The organism is Mesocryomonas lacus (genome assembly GCF_055730135.2).
In genome coordinates this window covers 219,097-230,913 of sequence record NZ_JBUZWE020000007.1, presented here as the reverse complement: position 1 = coordinate 230,913, position 11,817 = coordinate 219,097, and the positions used below count along the sequence as shown (strand labels likewise).

The following is an 11,817-nucleotide window of genomic DNA, read 5'->3' as shown; positions in this document are numbered from 1 at the left end:
CTAGAGCTTCCAGCCGGAATGCAGTGCCGCAATGCCGCCGGAGAAATTGCGATGCGTCACCCGCTCAAAGCCGGCACTGCGGATGGCCGTCTCGAAATTCGCCTGGTTGGGAAAGCGGCGGATGGACTCCACCAGATACTCATAAGACTCGCGGTCGCCCGCCACCGCCTTGCCGATCGCCGGGATCGCCTTGAACGACCAGGCCTCGTAGACTTTGTCGAGCACGGGCATGTCGACCTCGGAGAATTCGAGGCAAAGGAACCGGCCACCGGGCTTCAGCACGCGGTAGGCTTCCGCAAGCGCGAGGTCGATGCGCGGGACGTTCCGGATGCCGAAGGCGATGGTGTAGGCGTCGAAGCTCTGATCGGGCAGGCCGAGGCTTTGGGCATTGCCCTCGATGAAGGTCAGCTTGTCGTCGAGCTTCAGCTTGGCCGCCCGCTCGGCGCCCACCGCCAGCATCGAGCCGTTAATGTCAAGCACCGTGCCCCGCGCTTCGCCGCGCGAGGCCTCAATGATGCGGAAGGCGATGTCGCCAGTGCCGCCGGCAACGTCGAGAAAGGTCCAGCCCGGACGCTTGGAGGGCGCCAGCCAGTTCACCATCGCCGACTTCCACACCCGGTGTAGCCCGCCCGACATCAAATCGTTCATCAGGTCGTAGCGCTCGGCGACGCGGTGGAAGACCTCGTTCACCCGCGCCTGCTTCTCCTCGGCGCCGCCCACGGCCTGGAAGCCATAGGTGGTTTCCATTCCCTCGGCACCGGTCACTCGGCTCTGCGACATTGGAAGTCCATCTCGTTACGGGTTCGTCCGGCGGAAAAGGCCCGCCACGGCCGGCTTCGACCGATCCTCTAGCGGAACCTCGCCGAAGAGGCCATGTCTGCAGCGCCATGCCCTGCCCGAGGACTTAATCAGCCATGCCAGAATTGCCAGAGGTAGAGACCGTCCGCCGCGGCCTGCAGCTCTTCATGGAGGGTGCCGTGATCCGCCGGGTCGAGCTGCGCCGGCCGGACCTGCGCTTTCCCCTCCCCGACGGATTTGCCGCGCGGCTGGAGGGCCGGCGGATCGACAGCCTGTCGCGCCGGGCGAAATATCTGCTCGCCCATGTCGCCGACACGCCCGCCGACCTCGTCCTCGCGATGCACCTCGGCATGTCCGGCTCGTTCCGCATCGAGACCTCCGACGACACGCTGACTCCCGGCGTGTTCCACCACCCGAGGTCCGAGAGCCGCACGCACGATCACGTTCTCTTCCACATCGAGCAGCCGCAATGGGGCCGGCTGTCGATCGTCTTCAACGATCCCCGCCGTTTCGGCTACATGACGCTGCAGCCGGCCGCCGACCTTGCCGCGCACCCCCATTTCAAGGGCCTCGGCATCGAGCCGACCGGCAATGCGCTGGACGGGGCGCTGCTGGCGCCGCTGTTCGCCGGCAAGGCGGCGCCGTTGAAGGCGGTGCTGCTTGACCAGAAGATCATCGCGGGCCTCGGCAACATCTATGTCTGCGAGGCGCTGTGGCGTGCCCGCCTGTCGCCGCGCCGGCTCGCGGGCACGCTGGTGAAGAAGGACGGACGCCCGACGGTGCGGCTCGACAACCTCGCCGTGCAGATCCGCGAGACCATCGCCGACGCCATCGCCGCCGGCGGCTCGTCGCTGCGCGACTACCGCCAGGCCGACGGCTCCCTCGGCTATTTCCAGCACAGCTTCGCGGTCTACGGCCGCGAAGACGAGCCTTGCCGGCACGAGGGTTGTCGCGGCATCGTGCGGCGGGTGGTGCAGTCCGGCCGCTCGACGTTTTTCTGCCCGGTCTGCCAGGGATAGCGCGGCGGCCCCGCGAGGGCCTACGCTTGCCGGGCGCGGCCGAACCGCTATCTTCGGCGCCTGTGATCTGGCGCCTCGCGGAATGCGGCGCGCCAAGAGTTCAGCTATAAATGCCGCGCGGTGAGTTGAGGGAGACGGTCGATGGCCTATGAGACGATCCGGGTCGAGACCCGCGGCCGGGTCGGGTTGGTGACGCTGGACCGTCCGCAAGCCCTCAACGCGCTGAACGCGACCTTGCTCGCCGAGCTCCTCGACGCCCTCCGCCTTCTCGGCCTCGACGACGCCATCGGCGCCGTGGTGCTGACCGGATCGGAAAAAGCCTTTGCCGCCGGCGCCGACATCAAGGAGATGCAGGCCCTCTCCTTCGTCGAGGCCTATGCCGACGATTTTGCCCGCGGCTGGGAAGAGGTCGCCTGCTTCCGCAAACCGATGATCGCCGCCGTCGCCGGCTATGCGCTCGGCGGCGGCTGCGAATTGGCAATGATGGCCGACTTCATCATCGCCGCCGACAATGCCCGTTTCGGCCAGCCCGAGATCACGCTGGGTGTCCTGCCCGGCATGGGCGGCACGCAGCGCATGGCGCGCTCGATCGGCAAGGCCAAGACGATGGACCTCGTCCTCACCGGCCGGATGATGGACGCCGTCGAAGCCGAGCGCTGCGGGCTCGTCGCGCGCATCGTCCCGGCGGCCGACCTGTTGAAGGAAGCGATTGCTGCGGCCGAGAAGATCGCCGGCTTCTCGCAGCCCTCGGTGATGATGGCCAAGGAGTCCGTCAACCGCGCCTTCGAGACCGTTCTTGCCGAAGGACTGCGTTTCGAGCGCAGGCTGTTCCACTCGACCTTTGCGCTGGACGACCAGAGCGAGGGCATGGCGGCCTTCATCGAAAAGCGGCCGGCGGTTTTCCGGAACCGCTGATCGGCGAAAATCGCGATCGGGCACGGCCGCTGGCCCGGTTAGATGTTGACGCAGCCGCGCGGCTTGCCTATAAGCCGCTCGATATTCGGCGGCGCCATAAGGGGCCGTATGTGCTCGCGCTCTGGTCCGGTCCGGACCAAGGCTGCAGGCCCCCGGCAACCACAGACAAGAGAGTCCAGTCATGGCCAATACGCCATCGGCCAAGAAGGCCACGCGCAAGATCGCCCGCCGCACCGAGGTCAACAAGAACCGCCGCTCGCGCGTTCGGACCTTCCTGCGCAAGGTCGAGGAAGCCATCCTGTCGGGTGACAAGGATGCTGCCCAGGCCGCGTTCAAGGTTGCCGAGCCCGAGCTGATGCGCGCTGTCTCGCGCGGCGTGTTCCACAAGAACACCATCTCCCGCAAGATCTCGCGCCTGTCGGGCCGGGTGAAGAGCACGGGCGAAGCCGCGACCGCGTAACACGCCTACATCTTCTGTTCGAAAGGCTCGGCTCTGCCGGGCCTTTTTGATTCATGGCGCATTTAGAGGCGTGTCACGCCACTGTCATCAGCAGGTTGCCGCCGTATCGACCTCTGCCGTCGACGACATAATTTCTCGTTTTATTTCAATACGTTGCGACAGGTCGTCATTTCCGGCGGTGGGGTCGGCTAACCAAATTTTCGTAAGCCCTTGAGTCAAGCGGGCCTCTACAAGATTCCCAAAATTTAAACCTTGTCCCCCGGGTTTAGTTTGGCGGGTTTATGATTTTCCAGAGGAATCAGGGGATTACCCCCAGCCACCCTCTTGCGCGCATGACGAGTCCGCCACACCGGCCCCACCCGTTCAACGATTCATCGAAGACTCGGCTTGCCCGAGCGCTGGCGCTTGCGTAGTTTCAAACCTCAGGCAAGAGAGCGAAAAGACGAAACGTGGGGACGAAGCGTGTTTTCCAGTAAGTTCATCAGCCCCAGAATATCTTAAATCCTTCAGCAAGTCAGAAGGTGCCGAGCCTTAAGGCTTTGGCAAGTATTTCGGGCATCTTAACCCGAGCCATACCAACGATATTTCGAAGACATGCAAGCGGGTCCGGACAGGACCTTGCTGCCGGGGGATTTTCCATGAGCACTCCATATTCGGGCGACGTCACCGTCGGCGCCTGCTGGGAAGCCGTCAGCCAACAGGCCGACGCCTTCCTGATCGACGTCCGCACGTCCGCCGAATGGACCTATGTCGGCTTCCCCCGCCTTCCCGCGTCCGAGCGCCAGCTGTTTCAGGAATGGCAGGTCTTCCCCTCGATGGCCGTCGATCCGCGCTTTGCCGAGAAGGTCGCCGCCCGCGTTGCGGAGCTCGGTGGCAGCGAGGCATCGAAGCTTTACTTCCTCTGCCGGTCGGGTGTGCGCAGCATGGCCAGCGCGGCCGCGCTGACCGCCGCCGGCTTTCAGAACTGCTACAACGTCCTCGACGGCTTCGAGGGACCGCCGGACGACGAGGGTCACCGCGGGACGACCGCCGGCTGGAAAGCCACGGAACTGCCCTGGGCGCAGCGATGAGCGCTGTCGCGGCAACGGTGCGGTCACCCTTAGTGCTGCCCTTCATGCGGTCGGCCTCGGTCGAACAGAAAACGGTCCCGCAGGGACAGGGAACGGGTAACGGAATGACGGAAATGCAAGCAGTCGGACCCAAGAGCGACGGCGAGATCTTGCTGCGCGTCAAGGCCCGCCTGCAGGCACAGCTCGGCAAGGACATCTATGCCAGCTGGTTCGAGCGGATGAAGATCGACGAGATGGGCAAGGGCTCCGTCCGCCTGTCGGTGCCGACCGCCTTCCTGAAGACCTGGATCAACTCGCACTATTCCGACATGCTGCTGGCCATCTTCGCCGAGGAAGTGCCGGGCACGCTGAAGGTCGACATTGCCGTGCGCACCGCCGTGCGCAGCGGGCCGGCCGCCAACCAGGCGATGCGCGAGGTAACGGAGATCGCCAAGCCGGCCGCGCGCGGACCGGGCATCATGGACGTGCCGGCCGCCAGCCACGCCTCGCATCCGGCGCTGGAGCGCACGGCCGACTTCTCGGCCCGCGACCGCCACCACAACGGCACCTCCTTCGGCTCGCCGCTCGACAACCGCTACGTCTTCGACACCTTCGTCGAGGGCACCTCGAACCGCGTGGCGCTCGCCGCCGCCAAGGCGATCGCCGAAAACGGCCCGCAGTCGGTCCGCTTCAACCCGCTCTTCGTCCACGCCAATGTCGGCCTTGGCAAGACCCACCTCCTGCAGGCGATCGCCAATGCCGCGACCCGGCGCGCCGACCAGCCGCGCGTCGTCTACCTCACCGCCGAATATTTCATGTGGCGCTTTGCCACCGCGATCCGCGACAACCAGGCGCTCGACTTCAAGGAGAATCTGCGCGGCATCGACATCCTGATCATTGACGACATGCAGTTCCTGCAGGGAAAGTCGATCCAGCAGGAGTTCTGCCATCTCCTCAACGCTTTGATCGACTCGGCCCGCCAGGTGATCGTCGCCGCCGATCGCCCGGCCTTCGAGCTGGAGTCGCTGGATGCTCGGGTGCGCTCGCGCCTGTCGGGCGGCGTCGCCATCGAGATGGTCTCGCCCGATTTCGACATGCGCAAGGAGATCCTCACCACCCGCGTCGACGCGCTGAAGGTCGAGGATCCGAGCTTTCTGATCGACGAGAAGGTGGTCGACACCATCGCTCGCCGGGTGATCGGCTCCGGCCGCGACCTCGAGGGCGCGTTCAACCAGATCGCCTTCCGCCACGCCGTCGGCCAGCCGCTGTCGGCCGACCACCTCGACGACCTCCTGAACTCGCTGACCCGCACCAATGGCGAGAAGCGGATTCGCATCGAGGACATCCTGAAATTCGTCTCGCGCCACTACAACGTGACACGCACCGACATCCTCTCGGCCCGCCGCACCCGCACCATCGTGCGGCCGCGCCAGATCGCGATGTATCTGGCGAAAACCATGACGCCGCGCTCGCTGCCGGAGATCGGCCGCCGCTTTGGCGGGCGCGACCACACCACGGTGCTGCACGCCGTGCGCAAGATCGAAGGCGAGCGCGCCAAGGACGAGAAGCTCGGCGAGGAGCTCGACCTCATCCGCCGCATGATCGAGGAATAGGCCTGTCGCGCCCCGCCGGTTTCGGCGGGCCGACAGCCTTATCGAACCAGCGCCGGCGCCCCGCTTCTGCGGGCCGCCGGCGCATCTGTCTCGACTGTCTGCCGCAAGGCTTTTCAAGCCGTGCCGCAGCCTCTAAAAGGTTCGCACTCCCGCGGGGAAACGCCGGCGCCTAAGCGCTGTCCGCGACGAGATGCCGGCGCTCCCCCGAACGAAATGGTTGTCTCCCATGCGTATCATCATCGAGCGTTCCAACCTTCTGAAGACGCTGGGCCATGTCCACCGCGTGGTCGAGCGGCGCAACACCATCCCGATCCTGTCCAATGTCCTCGTCAAGACCGAGGACGGGGCGCTCAGGCTGAAGGCGACGGACCTCGACCTCGAGATCACCGAAACGGTCGCGGCGAACGGCGAGCAGGAGGGCGCGACGACGGTGCCGGCGCACCTCCTCTACGACATCGTCCGCAAGCTCTCGGACGGCTCGGAGGTGAAGCTCGCGACGAATGCCGACGGCAACCAGATGACGGTGACCTCCGGCCGCTCGAATTTCCGGCTGCAGTGCCTGCCCGAATCGGATTTCCCCGACATCACTGCCGGCGTCTTCTCGCACACGTTCAAGCTCAAGGGCTCGGCCCTCGGCCGCCTCGTCGAGCGCACCCAGTTCGCGATCTCGACCGAGGAGACGCGCTACTACCTCAACGGCATTTTCCTCCACACCATCGAGTCCGACGGCACTTTGCGCCTGCGCGCGGTGGCCACCGACGGCCATCGCCTGGCGCGGGCCGAGATGGAGGCGCCTGCCGGCTCCGAGGGCATGCCGGGCATCATCATCCCGCGCAAGACGGTCGGCGAGCTGCAGAAGCTTCTCGACAGTGGCGACGACGAGATCCTCGTCGAGCTCTCCGATTCCAAGATCCGCTTCACCATCGGCCCGGTGGTGATGACCTCGAAGCTGATCGACGGCACCTTCCCCGACTACCAGCGCGTCATCCCGCAGAACAACGACAAGGAGCTGACGCTCGACCGGCAGACCTTCTCGGCCGCCGTCGACCGCGTCTCCACCATCTCGTCCGAGCGCGGCCGCGCGGTGAAGCTCGCCGTCACCAACGGCCAGCTGACACTGACGGTGAACAGCCCGGACGCCGGCACCGCGACGGAAGAGCTCGCCGTCGGCTACGAGTCCGACGACATCGAGATCGGCTTCAACGCCCGCTATCTCCTCGACATCACCGGGCAGCTCTCCGGCGACACCGCCGTCTTCATGCTCGCCGATCCCGGCTCGCCGACCCTGATCAAGGACGGTGGCGACGACGGCACGCTCTACGTCCTCATGCCCATGCGGGTGTGACGGGCACCGCCCTCCCGATCCCGATCGCGGAGACCTCGGTCGCGGTCGCGAAGACCGGTGTCCCAGCTGTGGAGACCGCTATCCCGATCGTCCGCCACGACAATGCCCGCGCGGATGACGACGGCGTCTCGGGGCCGGCCCATGCTCCGCCCGTCCCCACCGGCAAGACCATGTCGCATCTCTCGGCGCTCCGCCTCGTCGACTTCCGCAACTATTCTGCGCTGCAGGTCGATCTCGCCGCGCGCTTCGTGGTGCTGGCCGGCGACAACGGCGCCGGCAAGACCAATCTCATGGAAGCGGTCTCGCTGCTGACCCCCGGTCGCGGCCTTCGCCGGGCGGCCTATGCCGACATGATCCGCGCCGGCGGCAGCGGCGGTTTTTCGGTCCGCGCCGATTTGACCGCCGGCGACGACACGCTGCAGCTCGCCACCCTCGTCCGCCCCGAGGCGGGCAACGGCCTCGCCCGCACCGTGCGCATCGACGAGACGCAGGCGAAATCGGCCGACGAGCTGCTCGACCATCTCCGCATCCTCTGGCTGACGCCGGCCATGGACGGCCTCTTCACCGGTCCCTCCGGCGACCGGCGCCGCTTCCTCGACCGTCTCGTGCTGACCGTCGATCCCGCGCATGGCCGCAGAGCCTTGGACTACGAGCGGGCGATGCGCCAGCGCAACCGTCTGCTCGCGGACGGGCGACAGGATGATGCCTGGCTCGCCGGCCTCGAGGCGCAGCTTGCCGAGCTCGGCATCGCCATCGCCATCGCCCGGCACGAGCTGGTCGGCCTGCTGAGAACGATGATCGGCGCCTCGACGGACGACAGCCCGTTTCCGAAGGCGGACCTGGCGCTGACCAGCGGCTACGGCTTCGACGATCTCGCCCGGCCCGCCGTCGACCTCGAGGACGAGGCCGCCGAGCGGCTCGCCCGGCAACGGCCGCTCGACCGCGCGGCGGGGCGCACGCTCGAGGGCCCGCACCGCGCCGATCTCCTCATCACCCACCGCGCCAAGGCGATGCCGGCGGCCCTTTCCTCCACCGGCGAGCAGAAGGCGCTGCTGATCGGCCTCGTGCTCGCCCATGCCGGCCTCGTCCGGGCGATGAGCGGCATCGGACCCGTGCTGCTCCTTGACGAGGTCGCCGCCCACCTCGATCCCGGCCGCCGCGCCGGCCTCTTCGACATCATCGAGCGCCTCGACGTGCAGGCCTTCATGACCGGCACCGATGCCGCGTTGTTCGACGCGCTCGGCGACCGCGCGCAGCACCTGACGGTCGACCAGGGGACGATCTCATGAGCCAGCGAAATCCTCCGCTTGGGTTCGCCGGCCCAGCTGACCCCGCCGGCCCCGCCGTCCGAGCTAAGACTATCCCCGTCGCCGAGGCCCCGCTGGTTCCGATATCCGGACAACCCTCCGCAGATCCGCCTGCGCCTCTGTCTGCCGACGAACTCTCCCGCTACGCCCGCCACATCGTGCTGCCGGAGGTCGGCGGCCCCGGCCAGCAGCGGCTGAAGCGGGCGAAGATGCTGGTGATCGGCGCCGGCGGGCTCGGCTCGCCGGTGGTGCTGTATCTCGCCGCCGCCGGCGTCGGCACGATCGGCATCGCCGACGACGACACGGTCTCGCTCTCCAACCTGCAGCGCCAGGTGCTGCACGGCACCGCCGACATCGGCCGCTCGAAACTCGACAGCGCCACCACAGCGGTCGCCGCGATCAACCCGCACGTCACCATCGTGCCGCACAAGCTGCGCCTCGACGCCGCCAACGGCGCTGATATCGTCGCCGCCTACGACCTCGTCATCGACGGCTCCGACAATTTTTCCACCCGCTACGCCCTCGCCGACCTCTGCGAAGACGCCGAACGGCCGCTGGTGACGGCGGCGGTCAACCGCTTCTCCGGCTCGCTGACGGTGCTCATGCCCTATGCGACGTCGCTAGCCGGCGTGCGCCATCCCGGCTACCGCGACCTCTTCCCCGAAGCGCCCCCGGCGGGCCTCGTCCCCTCCTGCGCCGAGGCCGGCATCCTCGGCGTCGTCACCGGCATCCTCGGGACCCTTGCCGCCACCGAAGCCATCAAGCTCGCCTGCGGCATCGGCGATCCGCTGGTCGGCCGCCTGCTGATGGTCGACACGCTGGAGATGCGCTTCGAGACGGTGCGGTACCGGCGAAGGGTGGCGAAGGGGTGAGCGTCGTAGGAGAGGGTGCCAAGGTCGAAACTTCGTCATCCCGGACTTGATCTCTGCGAAACCGAGGTTTCGCTGGGATCCATTCCTCCGCGGTTCCGTCATGGTCCGCTTCAGAAGTGAATGTCGCCCCTTTCCCCGTTCGTTCAACGGTTTGGAATGGATCCCGGATCAAGTCCGGGATGACGAGGGAAAGGTGGGTATGCCCTGGCAAACGCTGGAGGCAGGGCAGCTGCTGATGGTCGACGCGCTGGAGATGCGGTTCGAGACAGTGCGGTACCGGCGTCGGGTGGCGAAGGGGTGAGCGTCGTAGGAGAAGGTGCCAAGTTTGAAGTTCGTCATCCCGGACTTGATCCCAGCGAAACCTCGGTTTCGCAGAGATCAAGTCCGGGATGACGAGGGGAAAGCTGGGCATACATTGAAGGAATGGCAGATGCCGCCGGTAGCTTGGGATGGTGAGGGAAGGCAGGTACGCGCCGCATCGGCCGGCGGGTACCATAGCCTGCGCTACATGCCACCCCCCTCACCCCTTATGATGAACCTCCTGCAGCCCGTACACCGGCGTCGCGATCCCCGCCGCCCTCGCCTTCAGCTGCAGCGCCAGGAACTGCGAGTAATGCCGGGACTGGTGCAGATTGCCGCCGTGGAACCAGAGGCCTTCCACTTGCGTCGGCTTCCACATGTTGCGCTGCTCGCCCTCCCAGGGGCCGGGATCCTTCGGCGTGTTCGAGCCGTGGCCCCAGCACTTGCCGACCCGGTCGGCGGTCTCGCGGTCGACGAGGTCGGCGACCCAGCCGTTCATCGAGCCGTAGCCGGTGGCGTAGACGATGAGGTCGGCGGGAAGCTCCGAGCCGTCGGCGAACTTGACGCCGGTCTCGGTGATCTCCTCGACCTCGACGCCGCTCTTCAGCTTGATCTTGCCGTCGATGATCAGCTGGCTGGCGCCGACGTCGATGTAGTAGCCGGAGCCGCGGCGGAGGTACTTCATGAACAGGCCGGACCCGTCGGCGCCGAAGTCGAGCATGAAGCCGGCCTTCTCGAGCGCCGCATAAAACTCGGCGTCGACTTCGCGCATGCGGTTGGCGACCGGGATCTGGAACTCGTGCATGATCCGGTAGGGAAGCGAGGCGAAGATCAGGTCGGCCTTGGCGGTGGTGACGCCGTTGGCGAGCGCCTGCTCGGAGTAGAGCGGGCCGAGGCTCTCGGTCATCAGCGTCTCGGAGCGGGCGATGTGGGTGGTCGAGCGCTGCACCATGGTGACGTCGGCGCCGGCCTCCCAGAGGGCAGCGCAGATGTCGTGCGCGGAATTGTTGGAGCCGATCACCACGGCCTTCTTGCCGGCCCATGCGTCCGGGCCCGGATGCACCGAGGAATGGTGCTGCTCGCCCTTGAAGCGCTCCATGCCCTTGAAGGTCGGCAGGTTCGGTTTCGCCGACATGCCGGTGGCGAAGACCAGCTGCTTCGGGCGAAGCGTGATCTCCTCGCCGCCGCGGACGACGGTGACGTTCCATTCTTTGCTCGCCTCGTCCCAGTGCGCCGTCTTCGCCTCGGTGGAGTTCCAGACGTTGAGCTCCATCACCTTGGCGTACATTTCCAGCCAGTCGCCGATCTTGTCCTTCGGGGCGAAGACCGGCCAGTTCTTCGGGAAATCGATGTAGGGCAGGTGGTCGTACCAGATGGGGTCGTGCAGGCAGAGCGACTTGTAGCGCTTGCGCCAGGCGTCGCCGGGCCGCGGATGCTTGTCGACGATGATGGTGGATACGCCGAGCTGGCGCAGCCGCGCGCCGAGCGCGAGGCCGCCCTGGCCGCCACCGATCACCACCACCTCCGGCTGGGTGGTGCGGCCGAGCGCCTCGGCCTCCGCCTGCCGCTGCTCCAGCCAGGATGTGCGCCCCTTTGCCGATCCGTGCTCGGCGCCCATCGGGCGGCGCTCGCCCATCCTCTCCTCGTGCCCCTTCAGCTCGGTCATGGTCGTGAGGAGGGTCCAGGCCTTGCCGTCCTTCAGCCGGAGATGGCCGCGGCCCCGGGCCACCGCCGTCTCGAAGGTGATCCAGCTCTCGGTGACGCCGCCGGCCTCCGAAGGCTCCTCCTCGATCCGGAAGTGCCGCGGCTTCACGTCGGCAAGGACCGCCGACAGCATGTCCTCGACCCCTTCGGGACCTTCGACGGTCTTGATGTTCCAGGTGAAGCTGACGAGGTCGCGCCAGTAGCTCTCGGCGTTGAACAAAGCAGCGGCCGCCTTCGCGTCCCCCGCAACCAACGCCGCCTCGAACGCCGCCAGCCAAGCCTCGACCGCCCCGCGCGCCGGGCTCGATACCACCGCCGGCCGTTCCATGGTCTCGCTCATGCCGTTCCTCCCCGAATGCTTTTCGGCAAGGATCGACCGTGCGGGCCCGGCTTGTCCATCTTGCGGGTGCGAAGAGCGGGCGGAAAAATGCTGAT

At 66.7% G+C, this 11,817-nt stretch carries 10 protein-coding genes; 8 read left to right on the top strand and 2 right to left on the bottom strand.

Annotated features, from left to right (window positions below; genetic code table 11):
- Positions 1 to 780, bottom strand: coding sequence for a bifunctional demethylmenaquinone methyltransferase/2-methoxy-6-polyprenyl-1,4-benzoquinol methylase UbiE (gene ubiE / locus ACZLZY_RS13410; protein WP_472934414.1), 780 nt, complete (start codon positions 778 to 780; stop codon positions 1 to 3).
- A gap of 134 nt (positions 781 to 914) precedes the next feature.
- Here ubiE and mutM point away from each other — a divergent pair, with 134 nt between their 5' ends.
- The 8 genes from mutM to moeB all read left to right on the top strand — a co-directional run bounded on the left by mutM (position 915) and on the right by moeB (position 9,378).
- Positions 915 to 1,817 carry a bifunctional DNA-formamidopyrimidine glycosylase/DNA-(apurinic or apyrimidinic site) lyase gene (gene mutM, locus ACZLZY_RS13405; RefSeq protein ID WP_472934413.1) on the top strand — a complete coding sequence of 301 codons (903 nt, stop codon included), beginning with the start codon at positions 915 to 917 and terminating at the stop codon, positions 1,815 to 1,817.
- A 141-nt stretch (positions 1,818 to 1,958) separates the two neighbouring features.
- On the top strand, positions 1,959 to 2,732 hold the full coding sequence (locus ACZLZY_RS13400) for an enoyl-CoA hydratase (RefSeq protein WP_472934412.1): 774 nt from the start codon (positions 1,959 to 1,961) through the stop codon (positions 2,730 to 2,732).
- Between the two features lie 181 nt (positions 2,733 to 2,913).
- Entirely contained in the window at positions 2,914 to 3,192 is a 279-nt protein-coding gene (rpsT, locus tag ACZLZY_RS13395; RefSeq protein WP_472934411.1) for a 30S ribosomal protein S20, read from the top strand.
- A 638-nt stretch (positions 3,193 to 3,830) separates the two neighbouring features.
- Positions 3,831 to 4,262 (top strand): rhodanese-like domain-containing protein, encoded by a 432-nt coding sequence (locus tag ACZLZY_RS13390; RefSeq protein ID WP_472934410.1) that lies wholly within the window; start codon positions 3,831 to 3,833, stop codon positions 4,260 to 4,262.
- A 104-nt stretch (positions 4,263 to 4,366) separates the two neighbouring features.
- On the top strand, positions 4,367 to 5,854 hold the full coding sequence (dnaA, locus tag ACZLZY_RS13385) for a chromosomal replication initiator protein DnaA (RefSeq protein ID WP_472934409.1): 1,488 nt from the start codon (positions 4,367 to 4,369) through the stop codon (positions 5,852 to 5,854).
- 226 nt (positions 5,855 to 6,080) lie between these two features.
- Positions 6,081 to 7,199, top strand: coding sequence for a DNA polymerase III subunit beta (gene dnaN / locus ACZLZY_RS13380; protein ID WP_472934408.1), 1,119 nt, complete (start codon positions 6,081 to 6,083; stop codon positions 7,197 to 7,199).
- A 170-nt stretch (positions 7,200 to 7,369) separates the two neighbouring features.
- Positions 7,370 to 8,488 (top strand): DNA replication/repair protein RecF, encoded by a 1,119-nt coding sequence (gene recF, locus ACZLZY_RS13375; RefSeq protein WP_472934468.1) that lies wholly within the window; start codon positions 7,370 to 7,372, stop codon positions 8,486 to 8,488.
- Positions 8,485 to 9,378: a molybdopterin-synthase adenylyltransferase MoeB gene (gene moeB, locus ACZLZY_RS13370; RefSeq protein ID WP_472934407.1), complete on the top strand. Its 894-nt coding sequence runs from the start codon at positions 8,485 to 8,487 to the stop codon at positions 9,376 to 9,378. The genes recF and moeB overlap by 4 nt, the downstream gene beginning before the upstream one ends.
- 520 nt (positions 9,379 to 9,898) lie before the next feature.
- On the opposite strand, the gene ACZLZY_RS13365 is transcribed toward moeB, so the two are convergent.
- A complete protein-coding gene (locus tag ACZLZY_RS13365; protein ID WP_472934467.1) occupies positions 9,899 to 11,710 on the bottom strand; it encodes a flavin-containing monooxygenase in 1,812 nt (603 codons plus the stop codon).
- Between the last annotated feature and the right edge of the window lie 107 nt (positions 11,711 to 11,817).